The organism is Alteromonas sp. HB246098 (assembly GCF_054890645.1).
Genome location: NZ_JBTZUG010000002.1, coordinates 15,816 through 39,087, shown reverse-complemented (window position 1 = coordinate 39,087; position 23,272 = coordinate 15,816). Strand labels below are relative to the sequence as shown.

Below are 23,272 nucleotides of genomic sequence, written 5' to 3'. Positions count from 1 at the left end.
AGTGTATGATTAGGCGCGTAAAAAAGATTAAATAATATTCAGATGGGTAAAATTAAACTTAAAATTTATCGGTGAATTGCTATTTTTATCTAAATTGAATTCGTTGCTTAACATAAAAGCAACCTCTAGGAATAAATGTAAAAAAATGAACTACCAACCGAAGTTGATAGTTCATTGTTAATAATTACTGGCTATAAATAGTTGATGGCTACACTACTTTAAAAACGGTAAGAAGCTGTGAGCGACGCTACGTCGCTTTCGATATCGCTATCAATGTCTGTTTCATAGCTTGCCGCTACTGAGAATTGCTCATTCACCCAGTAATCTAAAGCCACCCCTACAGTTTTTAAGTTGTCAAAGCCGTCTGGCGCATTGGTGTAGCTATAGCTGCCTTGAACACTTAGACCTGGGCTAAAGAAGTAACGCGCACTTCCAGATAATACATCAACATCATCGGCAATGTATTGGGCGGCGAAGTCCCAACCGATTCCCCCGTTCCCTACTGTGGTGTAGCGTGTGAAGACAAGCGGTGAAGTTTCATTCTCGCTTTCGCTGTAGCTATCTGTACCGTCATTAATATCGTAGCTAGCGCGCTGATAAATTACCCCTGCGCCTATTTGCCATTGGCGTGATAAGTTAAATCCTACTTTTAAATCGATATTGGTGTAATCTTCATCACCAAAGTCGTCATCAAATTTACTGTGGGCGCCTTCGATGGCTAGCATCCACGTATCGTCGAAATAGAAAGTTGTACCTAAGTTAAACACGTCGATACCGTCTAAATTAGCGTACCCACCAGACAGACTTGATACGCGCTGTAAATAAGGATTAATAAGGTAAGCGCCGCTATTGCCACTCACCTCATCAAGGTAGCGCACATATCTGGCACCGTAGAGGTTGTCATCTACCCCTTCAAGATCGACCGCGGTTACTTGTACTTCGTTTTGTGTTGCTGCATGTGCCGCTGAGACTGAAAATACTGAAGCCGTAATAAGTGAAAGTGCGGTTAGCGTTGTTGAAAGTTTATTAGATTTGATGTTCATGTCTTTTGTCCTTAAAAAATGTGTTGGGAACGACGTGTAATAACACTAACCATAAGATAAGACATTAAAACTTAACGGATTCTGAACGAAACATGACGAAATCTGAACATAGTGTTTAGACATAAAAAAACCCGCGACGAAATCGCGGGTTTTTACATTTGAGTTTGAAGCGCGTTTACGCGCTTGGCGCTGCTTCTTCTGCTTTAACAGCAGAAAGCTGCATGTTGCGAATTGGGTTGTCTGTATCGTTTGAAAGCTCAACAAGACGATTCAGCTGACCAACCGACATCATTACCGCATAGATTGCACCTAGGAAGCCTTGTTTATGTAGCTCAAGTACTTGCTCTTCAGGTAGCTCAAGAAGTTTCTTCTCGTTAATGCTCATCATGCCTGTAACATTGCGCTGCTTACCGTCTTGGTAAGTAAGGCGAATTTGAATTGGATCAAGTAGGTCTAGCTCAACAACTTTCGCTACAAAACGCTGTGTTAGCATTTCGCTATTCGCTAGGTCTGCTAGGAACTTCTGACGGCTATCAAGGAACTCGCTTGCTTCACCAGCTTCAGTGAATAGAGCTTGGCCTTCATCAGAAATAAGGTCAGAGTTTTCATCAATGTAAACGCCAAGCTTGTCGCCGTCTGGACGTACGTCAAACGGATAGCGAAGGATGTTCATTGGAACGTGAGGACCTTTCCAGCTATCGCCAGTTAGGAAAAGGTTTTGACCTTGCTCCATACCAAGCATAGTCACAACATGGTGGCGCTTAGACGTAGTGTCTTCAATGAACACTAGCGGCATTGTTGCAGCCAGTTGTGCAAATTCACGGATAGTTGCTGCTGCAAGGTGTGTGTTTTTCGCAAAGCTGAAAGATGTGTTTACCGCAACCTTTAGGTCTTTATGCTTTTCTTTATCTAGCGGTACAAAATTAATAGCCATATTTATTTCTCATACTTGTTAGCTGTGGCCCCGGCTTAATTATGTGAGAAGAGCGGGTGCCACTAAAAAATTACGTCGGCCGCGCTGATGCATATTTGACATCGATAATAAGCGGAGCGCTTGGGAGTATCCCGTATTCGCGCAATGAAGTCACGCAGTCTTCACCATAACAAGTTTTAAATTTTTATTGCAATGTAAACTTGAGGTAAACAAGCACAAGCGCTCTAAAAATGAGCAATATCGACTAATTTAAGGATTCACGAGATCAATTTGAAGTAAATGCGTAGCAAGTAAAAGCCTATTGTCGCGGTGTGCATTATCCTTTAGTCTCGTAGTGCTATTAAGTTAGCGGTTGTTGACCTAAGCGATAAAAACAAAATAAGGATTTTCTATGAAGGGGCGCTTCCCACTCTCATCTTGCGCATTACTTATCTCTGCGCTTTTTATGTCACACTCTGTCATTGCTGACACTCCCACGTATTCAGCATCTGAAAAAGCTATAAAGATTGCACAAGAAACCATAATTGTAGATGGCCATATTGATGTTCCTTATCGCGTTAAGGAAAAATGGGTAGATGTTACCAAAGCCACCGACGGTGGAGACTTTGATTATCCTCGCGCAGTATCTGGCGGCCTGAACGCCCCTTTTATGAGTATTTACGTGCCCGCTAGTTTAGACAACTCGCCAGAGTCTACACAGCTTGCCCATGAGCTCATCGATTCAGTAGAAGCCATTGTTGCCCGTGCACCTGATAAATTTGCCATTGCTAAAAGCCCTTCTGACGTAAAAGCACAATTTGAAAAAGGGTTAATTTCACTACCAATGGGTATGGAGAATGGTTCGCCTATTCAAGGTGACTTGGCGAATCTAACGGCTTTTTACGAGCGCGGCATTCGCTATATCACCCTTGCTCATAGTCAAGCCAACCATATTTCTGACTCTTCGTATGACCTGCGCAGAAAATGGAAAGGCCTTAGCCCGTTTGGCAAAACTTTAGTGGGCGAGATGAACAACATCGGCATCATGCTAGATATTTCCCATGTGTCTGACGACGCCTTTTATCAGGTTATTGAGTTAACAAAGGTGCCAGTCATAGCATCGCACTCTTCACTGCGCCGTTTTACACCTGGCTTTGAACGCAACATGGACGACGAGATGATCAAAAAGCTCGGTGAAAATGGCGGTGTGATCATGATTAACTTTGGTTCTAGTTTTGTATCTAAAGAAGCCGGCAAGTGGCGTAGTGGCCTTACTGCTGCGCGCAAAGCGTTGGTTGAAAAAGAGGGTGAAGACAGCCCTAAGCTAGAGAACTTTGAAGAGAATTATCGCAAAGAAGTGCCATACCCTTATTCAACCCTTGATGAAGTGCTTGACCATATCGATCACGTGGTAAAACTGATTGGTGTTGATCACGTGGGTATTGGTTCAGACTATGACGGTGTAGGTGACTCATTACCCATTGGACTTAAAGACGTGGCGAGTTTTCCAAACCTAGTACAAGGATTGCTGGACAGAGGCTATAGCCGTGCCGACATTGAAAAGATATTGAGCGGAAACCTTTTGCGCGTTTGGCAACAAGTGGAAGATTATTCAGAAGATCAGGCGGCAGCGCACTAGTCGCGCAACGCTTTAAAAACGAAGCGTAGGGAAGCGTGTTATCGCTTCCCTATTCTTTTTCTACTCTATTGTATTTTCAATTCTATCATTTTTTGCGTGACACAATTAAGTAAAACGCGCTTGGCAATACCAACAGCGTTAATACCAGTGCACTCGCCATACCGCCTACCATAGGCGCCGCAATTCGCTGCATCACCTCACTACCAGTTCCAGTGGCATAAAGCACAGGCAGCAAGCCCACAATAATAGAAAGCGATGTCATCATAACAGGGCGAAGCCTTGCCGATGCAGCATGGACAATAGCCGTTTTAGTAAGCTCATCTTTTTTAATGTTGCCATTTTCTGTTGCGTGCTTAGTAAGTGCCTCTGATACATATTGGTTTAAATAGACCAGCATGATAACGCCTATTTCTACCGCTACACCTGCTAAGGCAATAAACCCAACACCTACCGCCACCGACAGATTAAAATTAAGAAGGTAAAGCAACCATACACTGCCCACCAGCGCCAACGGTAAGGTAGCGAGTATGAGTGCCACATCGCGAAAGCGTTTAAATGCCAGATAAAGCAAAAGGCAGATAATGGCTAACGTTAGCGGTATAACCACCGACAGTTTTGCTTTCGCGCGCTCTAGGTAAGCGAACTGCCCCGCCCACGTAATAGAGTATCCAGTGGGTAAATCAAGGTTCTGTGACAAATGACGTTTCGCGCTATCTACATAGCCCCCTAAGTCAATACCTGTGGCCGAGTCTGACGAGATATCAATGTATACCCATCCATTTAATCGGGCATTCTCGCTTTTAATCCCCGCCGGCCCGTCGTCAATACGCACAGTTGCCACATCGCCAAGAGTAATGTGAACACCGCTTGGCGTGACGAAAGGCATGGATGCTAAAGATTCAGGCGTATCGCGGTAGTGCTGTAAAAAACGCATGGCGATAGGAAAACGCTCACGCCCTTCCACTGATTGTGTAACCACTTTGCCGCCCACTGCCGAGCCTACAATACTGTGAACATCGTCTATCGTCATGCCATAACGCGCCGCCAACTGCCTGTCAATATCGATATAAACGTAGCGGCCACCTACCACCCGCTCAGCGTATACTGATGCTGTATTGGGCAGATCTTTAAGCAGTATCTCAATATCCTTTCCAATGGCTTCAATGCCCGCAAGGTCAGGCCCCGCAATCTTGATCCCAACAGGGGTTTTTATCCCGGTTGCCAACATGTCGATGCGGGTTTTAATTGGCATTACCCACGCATTGGTCAGCCCTGGAAATTGCACCAGAGCGTTAAGCTCGTCTTTGAGCTTTTCAGTGGTCATGCCCGCCCTCCACTGCGCTTTCGGTTTAAGCTGAATGAAGGTTTCAATCATCGTCAATGGTGCAGGGTCTGTGGCCGTATCTGCGCGTCCAATTTTCCCGAATACCGTTTCAACCTCGGGTAAGGTTGCAATAAGCTTGTCCGTCTGCTGTAAAAGCTCTCTGGCTTTACCCACTGAAATACCAGGGTAGGTTGTAGGCATATACATCAAATCGCCTTCGTCCAGTTCGGGCATAAATTCACTACCTAGTTGGCTTAACGGCCAGTACATGGAAAGCAATAAGCAAAATGCCCCCGCCAAGGTGAGCAGTGGGTAGTTAAGCAGCCGCGTTAGCAATGGCTGATACACACGCTCTAAAGCTCGATTTACCGGGTTCTGGGCTTCAGATCGTATTTTCCCGCGTACGAAATAACCCGCCAGCACAGGAACTAAAGTAATTGCCAGCGCCGCAGCTGCTGCCATGGCATAGGTTTTGGTAAAGGCAAGAGGCGCAAAAAGACGCCCTTCTTGTGCTTCTAATGCAAAAACAGGAATAAAGGATACGGTTATAATTAGCAGCGCAAAGAATAAAGCTGGGCCAACTTCTGTGGTCGACTTAATCACCAGTTCCCAACGTTTGGCTGCCGAAAGCTTTGCAAATGTTGGCGCAGAGGCTGATATAGATGTTCGCGACTGGGCACTCCCTGACCCCCTTTGACTCACTAAAGCTCCCTGACTTGATGAAACAGCATGCTGATGAATGTGCTTGTGTAAATTTTCAACCACAACAATAGCGCCATCCACCATTGCACCGATAGCGATAGCAATGCCACCTAAAGACATAATGTTGGCATTAAGTCCCTGCAGCTTCATTACGATAAACGCGGCGAGAATTCCAATAGGCAAACTGATTAGCGCAACCATAGATGAACGTAAGTGAAACAAGAAGATAGCGCACACCAAACCGACAACCAGTAATTCCTCCACCAACTTATTGGAGAGGGTATCGACGGACTTATCAATAAGGGTGGAGCGGTCGTAAACGGGGACGATATTCACCCCTTCCGGCAAACTCGCTTTTAGTGAATCCAGCTTAGCTTTAACCGCATCGATAGTGGCTTTTGCGTTTTCGCCATAGCGCATCACTATAATGCCACCCACGGTTTCGCCATTCCCGTTTAGTTCAGCAATACCGCGGCGCATCAACGGGCTTTCTACCACTTGAGCTACATCGTTAATCGTTATGCTAACGCCGTCTTTGATAACGCCTGTGGGCAACGCCAGTATGTCATCAATGCCCTGAATGTAGCTTTGCGCGCTAACCATGTACTCTGCCTCGGCCATTTCAATAACCGAAGCGCCTGACGCGCGGTTACCCCGTTTAAGGGCAATGTCTATCATGGATGGCTGAATGTTATAGGCACGTAATTTTTCAGGGTCGACAATAACTTGGTATTGTTTAACCATCCCTCCAACAGACGCAACTTCAGATACGCCTTCAACTGACTGAAGCTCAAACTTTAAGAACCAGTCTTGCAACGCCCTTAATTCACCAGCATCTAGCGCATTTGGCTGACTAGCATCGTTTTCCAACGCATAAATGTAAACCCAACCTACCCCTGTCGCATCTGGACCTAGCTGAGGTGTCACGCCTTCTGGAAGTTGCGAAGACGCCTGGCTTAGGTATTCCAGAACGCGGCTTCGAGCCCAGTACATGTCGGTATCGTCATCAAAAATTATATATACGTAGGCATCGCCGAAGAATGAATACCCTCGCACCGTCTGTGCGCCAGGCACTGACATTAGCGCAGAGGTGAGAGGAAACGTCACCTGATCTTCCACCACTTGCGGCGACTGACCGGGATAGCTTACTTTCACTATAACTTGGACATCAGATAAATCAGGGATAGCATCAACGGGGGTGTTTTTCACCGCCCAGACACCCGCAATACTGAGCATAATAGCGCTCAGCAATACCATTATTCTATTGTTTACCGACCAGCGAATTACCGATTCAATCATGGTGCATATGCTCCTTATGATTTATCGATTTTTGCTCTGCCGACTTGTGAGCATCGCTTTGGTTTTCATCGCCCTTCCGCTCGCCTGCATCATGTTTATGACTGCTGTGACCTGAGTCATGCACCATGCCCTTGTCCACCGCATTTTCACTACGCTTTCGCATATCAATAACCGTGAATTCTTCGCCAGTCACAAAGGTGAACATGATGTTGTCACCTTCACTAAACTGAGATAAGTCAATATGCTTTGATACTGCAAATGACATTGTCGCAGGTCCCCGCCCCCATTTTTCAATCGGACCGCGAGCGATTACTAACTTTGCGTTATTCGAAGCGCCATTCGTTTCGGTGTCAGCTGGCAATTCAATTGCCTCAATAGTACCTGTTGTCGTGGCCTGGTGATCGGGCGCTTTCATTCGCTCAAAGTCACTGCTTTTCGACGACTCTGAATCAATCAAAAATTGTGCTGATACCACAACATCATCCTCTGGCAGCAAGCCTTCAACTACTTCAAAATGTGTACTATCGCTTTGCCCCAGTGATACGCGTACCGACTTAAAATTGCCATCGCCATCACTGAGTACCACTTTTGCGCCTTCAGCCGTGCGAATAACGGCGCTGCGAGGAATCAGTAACGCCGCTTTACGTTGAGTGGGCTTTATTCCAACGTGGGCAAACATATTGGGCCTTAACGTGTGGTTGCTATTGTTTAGCGGTATGCGCACTTTCAAGGTTCGGGTTGTTTCTGACAAAGACGGATAAATATACTCTATGTGGCTTTCCCATTTAGCACCTGACCCATGGGTCATTTCATCAAGGGTAACTACAGCGCTATTATGAGGCGCGATAATTTGCGCGTATTTTTCAGGCACCTCAGCAATCACCCACACCGTATCTAGCTGCGCGATGCTCATCAAGGTTGTCCCGGGCTGAACGTAAAATCCTTCCCTTATATTCAGCGCTTCTACCACACCGCTTTGCGGCGCGTTAAATGTGACGGTTTGTGTTACTCGTCTACTTTTCTGCAATTCTTCGATAACGCCCTTTGATAGCCCTAGAGTTCTTAGGCGCTCGGCTGCGCCTTCAATTAAACGTGCGTCTCCTCGTCTAAGGGCTAGAACGAATTCTTCTTGTGCGCTAACTAATTCTGGCGAATACAGGGTATAAAGTGCCTGCCCTTTTTCAACTTGCTCACCTTGGGATTTAATGAAAAGCCTGTCGACCCAACCTGATACTCTAGGGTGGATGTGCATAATACTCTCTTCATCGTAGGCCACGTTCCCCATCGCCGTTACGGTCTGTTGAAGTGTTCCAATGGTAACAGGCGCGACTTTAACCCCCATATTGTGCTGTACATTTGGCGGAATCATTACGGTACCAGGCGAACGCTCATTGCTTTTCGCAGATGTTGCGTCGTCATTGGCGTATACGGGCACTAAGTCCATTCCCATCGGTGACTTTCCCGGTTTGTCACGGCGATAGCTGTCATCCATAGGCGCTACCCAATATAAAGGGGCTTTATTGCCTGCTTCGTCGCTTTGGACACTTTTCTCGCTGTGGGTGTTTACTCCGCTGTGGGCACTTTCACCATTTCCGTGTTTTGATGAATCAGACAACAATAGTAAGGCCAAGCCGAACGCTATCAGGCCGCCAAATAGCAGACCTATTAGCAAACCTTTTATTAGCGTGCTCTTTGTATCTGGCGCAGGGTGAGTTGAAGATGTCATATTAACTACTCTTTATTCGAAAAATGGGCGTGAGTGGGCAGGTACAAATAAGCAAGTGACGCCAGTGTTCTAGCGCGCTCAATGTCGATTTTGAGTAAATCATCCTGCACTTGTACTTGCTTGAGGTTGGCATTGACAACATCACTAATATCACCGGTGTCTGTGGTGTAAGCTGTCAGTTCAGCTTCAGAAAGTTGCTGTGTTTCACCAACTAACGCCGTTTCATAAAGCGCTTTGCGCTCACTTAGCGCTGACAAGCGTGATTTAAGCACCTCTGCGTTCGCGGCAAGCTCGTTCACTTTCAAGCGGAAGTCCGTTTCAGACGCACTCATTTTGGAAGCCGCCGCGGCTATTGAAGCGTCTTGACGAGATTTATTGAAAAACGGAAGGTCTACTTGAACACCCAATGACACAAAATCAGCTCGGCTTGCACCATTTTGCGCGTCTTGTCTGTATCCATAACTTGCTTCAAATGCCCACTGAGACTTAGTTTGCTCTCGCGCTATGTTCACATTTTGCGCTTCTATCTGGGTCTGAATTTGAAGCAGCATAGCCTCAGGATGATGCTGTAGTATTGAAAAAGGCTCACTGCGCTCAATAACCGTTAAGAACGAAGAAAGGCTAAGGCTGCTGTCGTTTAAGATAGCATCGACATCGATACGCTTTGGATAAGAAGGCGTTGACTCATGCATTGATTGAGTCAGCGGCGCGCTCAATGATTCATCTAGTGGCGCACCAAACCATTTTGATAGTGCCGATCTCGCTTCATTTTTTTGCTGATAGGCCTGCACGTATTTATCGTCTAGTGACAATAATGCCAAACGCACTTGCAGTATGTCTTGCTGGGCCGCTGCACCAACGCCTTGACTGTATCTGGAGTCAGTAAAATCGAGAAGCTGTGTAAGCAGTGACTTTTCTTTATCCAATAAGCCAATACGATGCGTCGCATAAACCCAATCTAACCAAGTAAGGGTAACTTCACGTTTAAGCCACGCCTTTCTTGCTTGGCTCTGTACCGACATTTGATCAGCCATAACCTGATACTTTTGCTGGCTGTAAAGATTTTCATCGCCTCGCGGTAACTGCTGCTTCAAACCAACTTTAAATTGCGTCATAGGCTCTTGGTCAAATGCGAAGCCGTCGGTAGGCAAGTTTTGTACAGACGCTGAAACCTGAGGGTTTGCCCAATATGATGACGCCTCGGCTTCTGCATTAAAGCGCTCCTTGCGATGCACATTCCCTTTAAGCAAAGGGTCGTTTTGAATAGCTAGCTGCAGCGCTTGTTCCAGGCTTAGGGTTTGCGCCACAACAGGCTTATTAGCCATCAAAAATATAGAAAGCACAAAAAATAGAGCGAACGAGACCCTTATTTTATTGTACTTGGCAGTGCCCATTTTTTTAGGTGCCGAATAGTTACTCATGTATAACATCACTTTTCAGGTGTAAGGCGTAGTGACCTTGCATGCTTTTCGCTAAATTCGACAAAGGGAATTAGCAAAACCACTTACCACGCGTTACATAGATAAAAGATCAGAGATATCTCAAAACGAAAAGACACCTCGTTGAATCAAAAACGTCTCTGCGGCAAAACAAATCCGCAAGATGGATCTATGCTGTGAAAAGTGATTTAGGTGGGCGAAACTGCCCGAAGTGAGGAGGTGTACTCTGCCCTAGAATAGGCGCAATGGCAGCCATTCTGGCTACTGATATTTCGGTTTCAATGGTAGGCTGAATTAGCGCACTAGCGCTCAAGTTAAAACAGTGATCGACTGGGCATTTACATTCATCCTTGCAGCAAGACATGTCGCTCATCTGTGATGCTTTCACGCTATTCACGCCTGCATCGCTGACCGGGACGCTGTTGAATTGGGCAGGCTTGCTCAGGCTGTTTTTAGCACTTAAATCCGCCTGTGGTGACGACAATTCTTGATGCTGACAATGTGTATTAGCAGACTCAGTGGTTTGAATCTGATGGTTAACATGAGCAGCATCCGACTGCGGCGTCATCGCCGACATTGAATGGTCATGTTCGTATGAATGTTCAATAGACACAGCGCTGCCTGACGACACAAGGGCCATCATTAAAAACAAGGTAAGAACCCACGAACTTGCATTCGCCGACCTATACCTTTTGAGCGTTAAACCAATCCGAAACTTTCTCAAAGACTCTACTCAGAAAATTACAGTCTATTATGCAACGAAATAATAGCGTGATGTCACCGACCAGTAAAGCCAGCCGTTAATGTCGCTAAGCCAGGGCCTGTTGATCTTTGTTGTACATCAAAGGCCAACAGGCCCCAGTAACTTATTCAAACTGCGACAAATAATCACGCAACATCAAGTCCATGGTCGAAAACAGCGGGTTTACCTTAGGTACTGCACATTCTTCCTGCTGATTAACCATGCTTGCGTTGAAATTCATTTTATTAAGCAAGCTTGTATTCACAACTAAATCTGCATGGCACAACCCGTACGATTCATCGATAACAAAAAAGGTATTCGGACCTTTACTTGCGTCCATTAACTGCTCTATGCCGCGAATTGGCGTAGTTACATCAGCTTGGGAATGAGCGGCAAATAATGGCACTTCAATTTGCTGCCCTTCTTCGACTTTGTCGCGAATGGTGTTTATTAAATCCATCAATTCTAACCCTGCTAAACCCGCTACATTAGGATATTTGTAAGGGTTAGGGCCATGGGTTTGATAACTTCCATCAATCACTCGTGCTAAAAGTTTAATACCCCAAATTCGAGACATACTTTCAGCGTTATCAGACAGCGCCAGCGCGCCAGAAAATAACATAAGACCATCGATATTATTTAGTTCGTTATTGGCATTATCTAAATAATGTTCAACCGCCAGTGCGCCACCTGTAGAGAAGCCGCCTACAAGCAAAGTATCCCCCATACTATCAGCCAATTTAATGACTTCATCCACGTGTGACTGCCAGCGTTCTGCTAAATCCCAGTCAGACATATCGTCATTGGCATCTCGCTTTCCATGGCCGGGTAAAAGCGGCACGACTACGGTAAAACCCTGTTCAAATAAGATGTTGGCGATTTCACGCATGAAGAAAGGCGAATCGCTCAGGCCGTGGATAAGGACTGCCACCTTGCTGCTTGATTTGTTGGTCAGCATGAAAGGTGAGTTGCCTTCATTACGCAATACGTTGCTGCAAACAGAAAAGCGATTGAGTGCTGTTTCTCTACACGGCTGGGTTTGACCCCATTCTTTTTCGTAAAATGCTTTGAACTGATTTTGAAGATCTGAAAAACTTCTGCTTTTCATTCCGCTAGTATCGGGTATAGATAAATTTGCGGCTATAGCCATATTTGCACCTAAAAGCGCAACAATACCTATGAGCATTTTTACAAAAAACTTCGATGACACCATTATTCTCCGCTACGGATAATTAATAAAAAACGGGAGCAGTTTACCATGCTCCCGTTTCTTGTAACGATTAATACGTATATAACGTTAGCTAAAGTAAACCTCTAGGTCGTCAGAACCACCGATGTGCTTACCGCCAATGAAAACTTGCGGCACGGTTTCACGACCGCTAATCGCCGTTAAGCTGGTTAGAGAGGCATCTTTGCCCAACACAATTTCTTCGTACTCGTAACCTTTTTCATCAAGCAGTTTTTTCGCTTTAGCACAGAAAGGACAACCCGGTTTTGTGATAATAGAAACGGGTGCGTTAGTTTGCTCTTCTGGCGCAATGTAAGCCAGCATGGTATCTGCATCTGACACTTCAAACGGGTCGCCAGCAACATCAGGCTCAATAAACATTTTGTCTACCACGCCGTCTTTCACTAGCATTGAATAACGCCAGCTTCTTTTACCAAAGCCTAAGTCCGCTTTATCTACCAGCATACCCATGCCGTCGGTGAATTCACCATTTCCGTCAGGAATAACCGTAATGTTCGCGGCTTCCTGATCTGCGGCCCATGCGTTCATCACGAAAGTATCGTTCACCGATACACAAACAATGTCATCAATACCGTGTTTCGCAAATTTTTTCGCTAATGCGTTATAACGTGGTAAGTGAGTAGAGGAGCACGTGGGTGTAAATGCACCAGGTAAGGAAAATACCACCACGTTTTTGCCAGAAAATAATTCATCTGTCGTTTTCGTTACCCATGCATCGCCTTGGCGGCATGGAAATGACACGCTTGGTACTTTTTGGCCTTCTTTAGAAGTAAAGCGACTTTCTGACATAACAACCTCTTATCGGTATTTCTACTGTGAATTTGTGTATAAGCGTAGAAGACTAGATTGAGTTATCGCACAAATCAATAGGTATTGTCTTACATTCGTTAATATCGATTTTGATGCTGAACCTCCTCAATAGCCTGCCTATGCTTTTATTCGAGGTTAAGTGGGGTTGTAACACCATTTGCGATCAACTTAAGACTTAACATTTTAACGTAAAGCGATATTCGAGGGTTATCACCATGATTATTTTGGTTGGTGGAGAAAAAGGCGGTAGCGGAAAGAGCTGCTTGGCACAAAACATTGCGGTTTATCTTCGTACTGAAAAAGGTGCCAAGGTGTTGATGGTGGACTGCGACCCGCAGCGAACGACTTCCGACTGGATCCAAGAACGCAAAGCAAATCCTCGACTTGCTGAAATTAACTGCGTTCAGTTATACGGAAAAATACGTAACGAATTACTTAGCCTTCGACAGTACTACGACTACGTTGTAATAGACTGTGGTGGTCAAGACAACCTTGCTTTGCGCTCGTCAATGGCAGTTGCCGACCATATTCTCATTCCACTTAGACCCAAACGCCGCGACCTTAAAACGGTGCCTCACATGGAAGACATTTTATCTACCTGTAAAATGGTCAACCCAAAAATGAACGCAGCCTTTGTCATTACTCAGTGCCCGTCACTTCCAAGCTTGGCTAACCGCATTCTAGAGGCAAAAGAGGTGTGTCGTTCATTTGGTATCCCTGTATTAAACGCAGTCACCTTTAGCAGAAACATGTATGACGACTCTGAAGAATCAGGACAATCGGTGATTGAGAGTGAACCTGAAGGCAAAGCCGCTACGGAAATAAGAACGCTGTTTGAAGAGCTATTAGCTGGCAAATTGGAGGATGCTTATGAGTTTGCTCAACCTCAAAAAGTCGAAGCCGTTAGCTAAACCCAATCTTCGTTCGATAGAGGATTTTATCGATGATGCGCTGCTTTATGCGCAAGGCAAAGTTGATAAACAAGAAGAACAAGGAAGAAAAGGTTGCGTTAAAACCGTAAACAACCAGAACGTTGCACCAATAAGAAAACCGGCGAAAACGGAAGGTATGCGTCACGCTACCTTTACCTTAACGCCGCAGTGTATTGAAAAGCTTGCAGATATTGCTCATAGAACAGGAAAAGCAAAGTCAGCGCTTATTCGCGAGTGGATTGAAGAAAATAGCAAAATTAAAACTAAAGTATAAATCCAAATACGTATAAGATTCGTTTTATCCTTCAAAATAATAAAGTTGCTAGGCCGAAGGCCTATTGAGATACTTAGTGTTAAGCGTATTCTGACAGCGTATAGGAGATACAATAGAATGGGCCGTGGAGGAATAAGCACAGCGCGCGTGCTATTGTGTGCCCTAGTGATCGCTGTACATCTAATACCGAGCAAACCGGTAAAGGCATTCGAACTGTTTCATGCTGAAGTTACACGGATCGAAACCCTGCTCAATGCTAAACAGTATGCAGATGCCGACAGCACAGCGCTCTTAGTACTAGAACAGGCATTGCAACAACGGCAAATGCCTGCAGATACTTTTTCATCACTGGGACAACTACTGCAAAGTGCATCTCGCTTTGAAGTATCGAAAGCTATTTTTAATGCTGCTCTAGAGCGTTACACCGTTGAAGGCCGCCTCAATAAAATGGCATTAACGCTTCTACAGCTCGCCACTTCCGAGCGACATCTGTCGAATTATAAGAATGCAGTAACCTATATCAGGCGCGCCATGTCTATCGCACAAATTGAGCGCGATGATATTCTAAAAGCTCGATTGAACCTTGAACTCGGAATTATTCAACAGGAACAAGGCGAAATAGAAGCGGCTTTAGAGCCGCTGAAACAAGCACTGCTATACTTTCGCGAAAATGACATGGCTAACGAAATGAGCCTTTCCCTACTTCGCATTGGAGAAATTTATAGCTTACTTAACCAAGCTACGTTGGCCCACACCTACTACCAAGATGCATTCGATAGCATTCAAAGTTCGGGGAACCTCAAACTGCTTGGTTCAATAAAAACGCGTATGGGCGAATTGTCGCTAAAATCTGGTGCTATCAAGCAAGCCATTAAAACCATAAATGAAGGCCTTACTCTCCTACTTACTACCAATGACGTCGGTGCCATTGCACAAGCAAAGATGCTAATGGGTAAAGCGTTAGTTGAGGATGGCGAGGTTGCTAAAGCTAGAGCACTTCTACAAGAAGCCATGCAGTTCGCAAGTTCATCAGGGCAAACAAAACTAATGAAAGAAGGACGGCTCGCCCTTGCTCAAGCCTATATGAAAGAGCAAAACTTTGAACTAGCACTCGCAGAAGCAAGAACGGGTACTATTGATGCGCGTAAAAACAGAGATATTCGGGGGCAGCTGAGCTTTCTTTCATTGCAGCTTAGTGCTTTTGTATCTTTAGGTGAATTTAAAAAAGCCTTGGATGTTCAATCTGTCATTCAACAGTTGCGCGAAGTTTTGCTCGACTCAGAAAACAAGTCAGCCATTGAGGGGCTTCAGGCTGAAATTGAGCTTGTGCGTCAGTCCCGTACGCTAGAAAAGCTGGAAGAGTCGAAGCAACTTGTGCTTGCTCAAGCTGAGCGTGAAAACTTACAAACCACCTTGTTTTGGAGTATATCTCTAGCTGCACTATTGCTCACATTTTTAGTTTGGAGTCGTTACAAACAGCGTCAACAAACTATTATTCTACGTCGCGAGGTTAGACAGCAAACGCTAACGCTACAAGAGAAAAACCAAGAACTAGAACGCGCTTACAAAACCCTAGAGGAAGTAAGCTTACGCGACCCGTTAACCGGCTTGTACAACAGGCACTATCTCGAGTCCCAGCTTCCTGGCGAAATTAGGCGCAGCCAATTTTCAGCAAAGCAAAACCCAAATAATAATAAGTCTAAACAAGACTTACTTTGCCTTCTGATTGATATTGATCACTTCAAGCGAATTAACGATGACTATGGGCATATAGCAGGAGACAAGGTGTTGTCGGCATTTGCCGGCGTTTTAAAAGAGGTATTCCGGCAAACCGACCTGATTATTCGATGGGGGGGCGAAGAATTCTTGGTAGTGTGTCGACAATCAAACAGAGAAGAATTACCAGAACTGGCTGAGCGTTGTCGGGAAATGGTGGCTCGTACTTCTTTTGATATCGGCCTAGAAGAGCCTATCTACATTACCTGTAGCATTGGCTTCTCACTTCTTCCTCCAGATAAAGAAGATGATTTTGATACCGCATGGAAGCGCACGTTTGCCGTTGTAGATTATGCGCTGTACGCAACAAAGCTATCCGGTAGAAACGGCTGGGTAGGAGTTATAGAAACTCTTGAAACACCGAGAGCGCACCCAACTTTGTTAGATACTAAGTTCAACTTTCCTGGTTCTAGAATTGCCACGTCTTTTAATAACGTAGCCAGTATTCAATGGCCGGATACCCTCGATAAATAGCAGTAGAGGAAATGAGATATGTATAGAGGAAGTTGCAGCTGCCAAGCCATTCAATATGAAATTGAACATATTGATGAGTTCGAAGCCGACGATGAAACACTCACTCAGACAGACACCAGTAAACTGCGTATGGCAGTTGAAAAAGAAAGGCTTGTCATTGACTGCGCGCCTTCCGCGTTAGCCGAGTTACATCAAGCAAACGGTGAAACGCACCATGTATGTAACGTGTGTGGAAGCGTAATATGTATAGAGGTGAGCCCAAATAAAGTGCTACTTGATGTGGCGTTTAGCGGTCACGACGCTTTAGCTGAGCCTCACCGCCAATTTATCTTATAGAGCGGTCGTGTTTAGTTGAGCTCAGTTAAATAAAAACAAGCGATATAGCAAAGCCTATCCCTTGTTCAATGACGCCATTAAAAAAGGTGAGAAGCATCTCACCCTTTTCGCGTTATTACCTAAAGCTATGATGACAACGTTTTAGTCACTGTTTTTAATATCTTCCATGTGGTACTTATCAATTAACGAATAAAGTGTTGGTCGGGTAACGCCAAGCAGTTCGGCAGTTTTCGACATGTTTTTGTCCGCTTTTTGATATGCTCGTCGTATGGCGCGACTTTCTGCTATTTCTCGTACTTCACGTAAGTTTAATGTTTCAGGCTCATCATGGGCATCTACTGGCATTAACCCCAGATCATCAGGCTGTATTACCGTCCCTTCAGCCATTATCACCGCTGACTTGAGCTTGTTTTGCATCTCACGAATGTTGCCCGGCCATTTGTGAGCTAACATGGCATTGACTGCCGTTTCTGAAAAGCTCTTGGCTTTGGCTTTAAACTCTTCACGATAAATATTTAAAAAGGTACGAGCGAGCAGAATAATATCTTGATCCCTCTCCCGCAGCGGCGGGATCATAATGGGCATTTCGCCCACTCGATAATATAAATCTTCTCTAAAGGTTTCTTGCGCGACCATGGCTTGTAAATCTCGGTGAGTCGCACAGATTACGCGTATATCAACCGGAATTTCATTGCGTCCACCAACCCGCTCAATCACCCTCTCTTGCAAGAAACGCAGCATCTTAGCTTGCAAACCAATAGGCATATCGCCAATTTCATCTAAAAATAGCGTACCGCCCTGTGCCGTTTCAATCTTACCTACTGTGGTTTTATTAGCGCCTGTAAATGCCCCTTTTTCATACCCAAACAGCTCACTTTCAAGCAAATTTTCGGGAATAGAAGCACAGTTAATCGCCACAAAGGGTTTATCTTTTCTAGGGCTGTGTTCATGAATGCTGCGTGCAAACACCTCTTTACCAGTACCACTTTCACCAAGCAATAGCGTACTGATATCGGTATTGGCAATTTTTTCGGCGCGGCGAACCACTTTTTGAATAGCTTCACTATTGCCAACTATCCTCGACATACCTGAACGAGTGCGCGCTAAAATACTGTTCTCGTGTTCTAATTTCGACAGGTTTAACGCGCGGTTGACCAACAATTTAATAGTGTCTGAGTCGATAGGCTTTTGATAAAAATCGTACGCCCCGAAATCAATGGCTTTAAGCGCGTTTTGCTTATCGCTGTTACCTGTGACCACGATGACCTTTGTTCTCGGCGCCAGCTTAATGATGTCGTGAAGGATTCGTAAGCCCTCAGAAGCGTTGGCAGGGTCTGGTGGAAGCCCTAAATCTAGCGTCACAACTTTAGGTTCAAAACGACGTAGCTGCGCGATGGCAGAGGTATGATCGTCAGCAAAAACAACATTGTAATCCGTAAGACTCCATTTAAGCTGCTTTTGAATGCCTAAATCATCATCTACTACCAAAATGGTATCAGTCATTTCATCATCCTATTAATCTACTTCATCCATCCAAGGAATGTGGATTTTTGTCGCGTACGGATCCACTTTCTAGTTATTTGTTCTATCCTATCGGAAAATGCAGTGTAAAACAGCTACCGCGTCCCGGTTCACTTTGAACCGTTAGTTTACCACCGATAGACTCGATATAGGTTTTTGCATCGTAAGCACCTATCCCCATACCTGCATTCCCTTTTGTGGTATCAAAGGGTTTAAATAAACGTTCTTCAATAAAGCTTTTTTCCATCCCCACGCCGGTATCTTCTATCATGACAAGCTGGGTATCGCTGTCGGAATTTGCAGTTATCACCACATCAACCTCACCGTCATCGCCTGTTGCTTGTTGCGCGTTACTGATTAAATGGTAAAAGACATTGGCTACTTTTTCTTTATCAATCATAACAGCCGTTTCTTTAAGCACATGCACTTTCGGTATAGGGCTTAAACCTGAACAACGACTACTTACCACATCCTTAGCAACTTCCGAGAGTAAAAGCTCAGCATCAACCCCTTCTTGTACCGCCTTTTTGTCTGTGAGTTGCTTTAGCATTTTCTCCATTCTAGCTTTAGTATGTTCTAAAGTTTCGAATGTATCGTCGATAAACTCGGGGTTGTGCTTATGTTGTTGCGCGTTTGCCAAAATAAGGTCCACCTGGGCAAGCACATTTTTTAGATCATGTAGTACAAAGGCAGACATTCTGTTAAACGCAGCAAACTGGGCGTTTTCAGCCACTACTTGTGCCGCCTCATGGTGCTGCATATAAGTGCCCACTTGCTCAGAAACCGCAGTAAGATAGTCTTTAACTTCCCAATTGAGACTGATTTTTTCCTTGTCTCCGGGCGCAACTAAGGCAAACCCCCATAGCCCTCCGTCTTTCAAGAAAGGTACAAAGAGCTGGTACCCCCACTCTTTTAAAGCATTGCGGTCCAGCTTTAACCCTTCGTAATCAAAGGGCTTAACTAGATAGGCATCCGTATCAATAATCCAACCATTTTTATCACTGTATTGCGCTAAAGTTTCTAATGTGGCGTAGGTGGCACTGCCTTTCGCTTCGCTTGATATATCTGTAATAGGGGATGCCTCAGCCACACGTTCATAACCATTTGCGTTCACCTTAAAGAGCAGGCCCGATTCATACTGAATAGCGTTTAGCATGCCCGTTAGTCCAGCGTGATAAACATCTGATGACGAGTCCCCGGCCCTAGTTAGCCACTGGGTTAATTTCACCCATTCAACGCGATAGTCGAACTGATTGGCGAAGAAATGCTTCGTAATAAAAACTTTTATCTTAGTACGAAAAGCATTCGATAAAAATACGGTGGCTAACAACGCGAATGACATCACTACGAGGATAATTTGTACGGTAGCGCCCCAGTTACCCCCGACATAGTTGATGGCATAGCCAACCACAGCCATTACAAATAAGTAACCGCCCGCTACAAGCAATAATGAACTATGTAAAACTACATCGCGGGATATAAATATATCTATTCCCCAGTGATGGATACGGCGAATTGATATCACGAGTAAAGGCATAAGCAGAAAGTAGATATACCCCCTTGCAGCGATATAACCAATTTCCACTTGGTTAACCATGGTCGCGTTAGCGTAGGTTACAAATTCGAACAAATTTGTTGCGCCAAGATAGATAATAAGCGGTTTGAAGGCCCACTGCTCTCTTCCTGCTTGCCGATAGACAACCTCTAAAAGTACAAGGACTTCTAAAGAAAGTACGATTAAAACAAGAAAACTCCACGCAGGATTAATTGCCAACAAATAAGGTGCAAGAAGCGCGATAAGCGCGGGAGCGACGATAATCAGCGTAATAGGACGCTTTAATACAGCAGCAATATTACTGAAGTTAGTTTGAATACAAGCAGACAAAAACAGAAGCCAAGCCAATTGCTTTACAACGTCAACGCTTAACAGCCAGCTAAGGGAAATGGGGCCGAACAGCGAGGTAATTAAACTTGTCGACCATAAAAAAGTGGCAGCGGTCGCAACGACAAGCAGGTGCTTGGCAACTCCTGGCTTTCTTACTGTTAGCAACAACAATAAAAGGGCTAGGTGCGCGAGACTATTTAGCCCGTAGCCTACATCTGAAATCATCCTTTTATCTCACCTTTATTATCATTATTAGAAGGCATAAATCTGCATACTAGCAGATCATTACATTGATAATACTCGATATATACCGACCATGTTAGATGCTGCAAAATTCCATCTCGTTTTTTGTATTACTGCAATATAGGAGCAAGAGCCGCATTTATGCTTTTAACTTGGTCCTATTGCCGCATTAGATAAAGCAACGAGTTGGTAAAACGGGCTCACAAAATAAATATTTAGCTTACGCTTTTTGTAATGCGCAGGCCAAGCCTGCGCTTTGAGTTTTTACCGCTTAAACCTTTATCGTTTTTGAATTACCAAGGAACCAATTGAATAGCCCGCTCCGAAAGAGCAAAGCACACCGATATCGCCAGAGACTAAATCTTCATGATTCAAACCAAAAGCAATGACAGAACCCGCAGAAGCAGTGTTTGCGTATTCGTCGAGTACGATAGGCGCTTCTGTTCTGTCTGCATCGCGCCCTAATAAGCGCTTACAAATCAAAGTATTCATATTAATATTAGCCTGATGTAGCCACCAACGCTTCACGCCTTCTGGTGTGATGTCATGACTTGCTAGGTGCGCTTCAATATGAGCCGCAGCCATTGGGCAAACCTCTTTAAATACTTTGCGCCCAGCTTGGTGGAAAAGTTTGTCAGGGCCGTAAGGGTCTACATCTTCTGCACGAGTCATATAACCAAAATTCGAACGAATATTATTTGAATACTTCGTCAGTGCCTTAGTGCTCAGCACGTCATAAACGTGTTCGCTTTTAGCCGTTTCAGCGAGTTCTAACACAGTCGCTGTTGCTACGTCACCAAAGATGAAGTGGCTGTCTCGGTCTGCGTAGTTAATTTGAGGAGACACTAACTCAGGGTTGATAACGAGTACGCGAGTAGCATTTCTAGCGCTTAGCATCTCATAAGCGCGATGCATGCCGAAGGTTGCTGCTGAGCAGGCGACTAACATATCAAAGCCAAAGCCCTCGATATTCAGTGCTTCTTGCACTTCAATAGCGATAGCGGGATAAGCGCGTTGTGTGTAGGCACACGATACAATAACGGCATCAATTTCGTCAGCACTCACGTTCGCAGAAGCCATAGCTAGCTTAGCTGCTTCAACGGCAATTTCTGCCTGATGAGAAAGTTCATCATCCGCTCGCGGCGCAATTTTTGGCTTCATGCGAGTGATATCTAGCGCGCCCTCTTTTTGATAAATATAGCGACTTTTAATTCCCGACGCCTTTTCAATAAACTCTGCACTTGAGTAAGGCACAGCGGCTAGCTCACCTGCTTCAATTTTAGTTTTGTTTTCAGCGTTAAACGCGTCGGCGTATGCGTTATAGCTTTCTACTAGCTCTTCATTGGTAATACTATCTTTTGGGTGCCAAACACCCACACCGCTAATCACTATCTGTTGAGACATAAGCATTCTCTATTATCTGTTAACACTTCTGGCTTTTAAAACGTCGCGTTACTTCGTGTCCTTCACGCAATAATGCCAGTGCAATTAAGCCTAATCGTACCTTTTATTAGCAATACGACTGCGTTTTATGAGCTATAGCTTACCTTAATCCGCGGTCACTGTAACTATGGTGGAGGCCACCGTTCCCTCTTAACCGCCTAAATTGCAGCTGAAAGGGAATTGACTTGACCAATAAAACAACACGCATTGAGCCACACTAAAAAGAATTGTTTACAAAAGAAACAAAATAAACGCCTTTCTTTTTCGCATCTAGAGCTTAGCCAGGAGAATTAAAATCTAATTGTATTAATAGGTTAGAGGTATAAAAAAATTATAAATCAACGTAACTAGCAAACAGACGCGCTTTCACACCTACAATTTTTTTACAAAATAATGACCTCGAACTCGATATTGGTTGACAAATTGGCAAGATAGAAATAGGGTTTAAACATTAAATTGGTAATAACAATAGTCTCTCGATTAGTAAGTGCCGTCTTTTCGGCAATAATCTGTTTATGACTAGGTGATACCAAAGGTGACGAGGTTGTATCTAACCTTCGAATTTTTACTTATGAGGAAAAGATAATGTCTAAACCATCAATTGGTTTCATCGGACTTGGTCTAATGGGCGGCAACATGGTTGAAAACCTTTTAAACAAAGGCTTTCCAACCACAGTTATGGACTTAAACCCTGATGCAGTGGCTAAGTGCACAGAACGCGGCGCAAAGGTTGCAAAAACAGGTAAAGAATTAGCTGAAAGCGCGGATATCGTTATGCTTTGCTTAACGACATCGAATATTGTCGAATCAGTAATGTACGCTGAAGACGGCATTATGGCGGGGCTAAAAGAAGGTGCCGTGGTTATTGATTTTGGAACCTCTATTCCTTCTTCAACACGAAAAATTGGCGCGGACTTAGCAGCCAAAGGCGTAGGTATGGTAGATGCACCACTAGGCCGAACTCCTGCACATGCGAAAGATGGCCTACTTAATATTATGGCGTCTGGCGACAAAGAAACTTTTGAAAAAGTGAAACCTGTTCTTGATGAACAAGGTGAAAATGTCTTTTACCTTGGTCAACTTGGTGCAGGTCACACTACAAAACTGATTAATAACTTCATGGGTATGACCACCGTATGTGCAATGTCGCAAGCTTTTGCGGTAGCAGAGCGCGCTGGCGTTGACCGCCAACAGCTTTTCGACATTATGTCTGCAGGTCCATCTAACTCTCCATTTATGCAATTCTGCAAAAACTATGCAGTGGATAACAATAGTGACTTAGGTTTTTCTATCGCTAACGCTAACAAGGATTTAGGCTATTTCTTGAAGATGGTAGAAGACTTAGGTACTGAATCAAAAATTGCTGAAGGTTCATCAGCTAATTTACAAGCAGCGTTAGACGCCGGCTTGGGTAACGGCAACGTACCTGAAATCTACGACTATTTTGTCAAATTAGATAAGTAGTAAACGAACGCTCTGGCGAAACTATACACAACCTAAAA

The 23,272-nt window shown here is 44.5% G+C and carries 17 protein-coding genes; 6 read left to right on the top strand and 11 right to left on the bottom strand.

Annotated elements, in window-relative coordinates; genetic code table 11:
* Positions 1-218: 218 nt before the first annotated feature.
* Both ACYTPF_RS06085 and ACYTPF_RS06080 read right to left on the bottom strand, forming a co-directional pair.
* Complete coding sequence (locus tag ACYTPF_RS06085; protein ID WP_461851556.1) at positions 219-1,043, bottom strand: hypothetical protein; 825 nt, start codon at positions 1,041-1,043, stop codon at positions 219-221.
* A gap of 175 nt (positions 1,044-1,218) precedes the next feature.
* The gene (locus tag ACYTPF_RS06080) at positions 1,219-1,977 is read right to left on the bottom strand and encodes a SapC family protein (RefSeq protein WP_179984279.1); all 759 of its coding nucleotides are present in this window, start codon (positions 1,975-1,977) and stop codon (positions 1,219-1,221) included.
* Positions 1,978-2,368: 391 nt separating this feature from the next.
* Here ACYTPF_RS06080 and ACYTPF_RS06075 point away from each other — a divergent pair, with 391 nt between their 5' ends.
* Complete coding sequence (locus ACYTPF_RS06075; protein ID WP_461851555.1) at positions 2,369-3,595, top strand: dipeptidase; 1,227 nt, start codon at positions 2,369-2,371, stop codon at positions 3,593-3,595.
* An 85-nt stretch (positions 3,596-3,680) separates the two neighbouring features.
* Here ACYTPF_RS06075 and ACYTPF_RS06070 read toward each other — a convergent pair whose 3' ends face one another.
* The 6 genes from ACYTPF_RS06070 to ACYTPF_RS06045 all read right to left on the bottom strand — a co-directional run bounded on the left by ACYTPF_RS06070 (position 3,681) and on the right by ACYTPF_RS06045 (position 12,865).
* Positions 3,681-6,920, bottom strand: a complete 3,240-nt coding sequence (locus tag ACYTPF_RS06070; RefSeq protein ID WP_461851554.1) for an efflux RND transporter permease subunit — start codon at positions 6,918-6,920, stop codon at positions 3,681-3,683.
* Complete coding sequence (locus tag ACYTPF_RS06065; RefSeq protein ID WP_461851553.1) at positions 6,913-8,646, bottom strand: efflux RND transporter periplasmic adaptor subunit; 1,734 nt, start codon at positions 8,644-8,646, stop codon at positions 6,913-6,915. Before ACYTPF_RS06065 ends, ACYTPF_RS06070 begins: the two co-directional genes overlap by 8 nt.
* A gap of 5 nt (positions 8,647-8,651) precedes the next feature.
* On the bottom strand, positions 8,652-10,067 hold the full coding sequence (locus tag ACYTPF_RS06060) for a TolC family protein (RefSeq protein ID WP_461851552.1): 1,416 nt from the start codon (positions 10,065-10,067) through the stop codon (positions 8,652-8,654).
* A gap of 187 nt (positions 10,068-10,254) precedes the next feature.
* On the bottom strand, positions 10,255-10,698 hold the full coding sequence (locus tag ACYTPF_RS06055; RefSeq protein WP_461851551.1) for a hypothetical protein: 444 nt from the start codon (positions 10,696-10,698) through the stop codon (positions 10,255-10,257).
* 253 nt (positions 10,699-10,951) lie between these two features.
* On the bottom strand, positions 10,952-12,040 hold the full coding sequence (locus tag ACYTPF_RS06050; RefSeq protein ID WP_461851550.1) for an alpha/beta hydrolase: 1,089 nt from the start codon (positions 12,038-12,040) through the stop codon (positions 10,952-10,954).
* A gap of 84 nt (positions 12,041-12,124) precedes the next feature.
* Positions 12,125-12,865: a glutathione peroxidase gene (locus ACYTPF_RS06045; RefSeq protein WP_136781987.1), complete on the bottom strand. Its 741-nt coding sequence runs from the start codon at positions 12,863-12,865 to the stop codon at positions 12,125-12,127.
* Between the two features lie 236 nt (positions 12,866-13,101).
* On the opposite strand from ACYTPF_RS06045, the gene ACYTPF_RS06040 reads away from it, so the two are divergent.
* The 4 genes from ACYTPF_RS06040 (at position 13,102) to ACYTPF_RS06025 (ending at position 16,678) form a co-directional block, all read left to right on the top strand.
* Positions 13,102-13,797 carry an AAA family ATPase gene (locus ACYTPF_RS06040; protein ID WP_118492777.1) on the top strand — a complete coding sequence of 232 codons (696 nt, stop codon included), beginning with the start codon at positions 13,102-13,104 and terminating at the stop codon, positions 13,795-13,797.
* The gene (locus tag ACYTPF_RS06035) at positions 13,757-14,092 is read left to right on the top strand and encodes a replication protein RepA (protein WP_179984286.1); all 336 of its coding nucleotides are present in this window, start codon (positions 13,757-13,759) and stop codon (positions 14,090-14,092) included. Before ACYTPF_RS06040 ends, ACYTPF_RS06035 begins: the two co-directional genes overlap by 41 nt.
* A 117-nt stretch (positions 14,093-14,209) precedes the next feature.
* Positions 14,210-16,342 (top strand): diguanylate cyclase, encoded by a 2,133-nt coding sequence (locus tag ACYTPF_RS06030; RefSeq protein ID WP_461851549.1) that lies wholly within the window; start codon positions 14,210-14,212, stop codon positions 16,340-16,342.
* A gap of 18 nt (positions 16,343-16,360) precedes the next feature.
* Positions 16,361-16,678: a GFA family protein gene (locus tag ACYTPF_RS06025; RefSeq protein ID WP_179984288.1), complete on the top strand. Its 318-nt coding sequence runs from the start codon at positions 16,361-16,363 to the stop codon at positions 16,676-16,678.
* Between the two features lie 141 nt (positions 16,679-16,819).
* Here the strand turns inward: ACYTPF_RS06025 and prsR are convergent, their stop codons facing one another.
* From prsR to ACYTPF_RS06010, 3 genes are all read right to left on the bottom strand, one after another.
* Positions 16,820-18,181 (bottom strand): PEP-CTERM-box response regulator transcription factor, encoded by a 1,362-nt coding sequence (prsR, locus tag ACYTPF_RS06020; RefSeq protein WP_179984289.1) that lies wholly within the window; start codon positions 18,179-18,181, stop codon positions 16,820-16,822.
* A gap of 82 nt (positions 18,182-18,263) precedes the next feature.
* Positions 18,264-20,309: an XrtA/PEP-CTERM system histidine kinase PrsK gene (gene prsK, locus ACYTPF_RS06015; protein WP_179984290.1), complete on the bottom strand. Its 2,046-nt coding sequence runs from the start codon at positions 20,307-20,309 to the stop codon at positions 18,264-18,266.
* Positions 20,310-20,606: 297 nt separating this feature from the next.
* The gene (locus tag ACYTPF_RS06010) at positions 20,607-21,731 is read right to left on the bottom strand and encodes a beta-ketoacyl-ACP synthase III (RefSeq protein WP_461851548.1); all 1,125 of its coding nucleotides are present in this window, start codon (positions 21,729-21,731) and stop codon (positions 20,607-20,609) included.
* Between the two features lie 624 nt (positions 21,732-22,355).
* Here ACYTPF_RS06010 and ACYTPF_RS06005 point away from each other — a divergent pair.
* Positions 22,356-23,234 carry an NAD(P)-dependent oxidoreductase gene (locus ACYTPF_RS06005; RefSeq protein WP_118492763.1) on the top strand — a complete coding sequence of 293 codons (879 nt, stop codon included), beginning with the start codon at positions 22,356-22,358 and terminating at the stop codon, positions 23,232-23,234.
* Positions 23,235-23,272 lie beyond the last annotated feature (38 nt).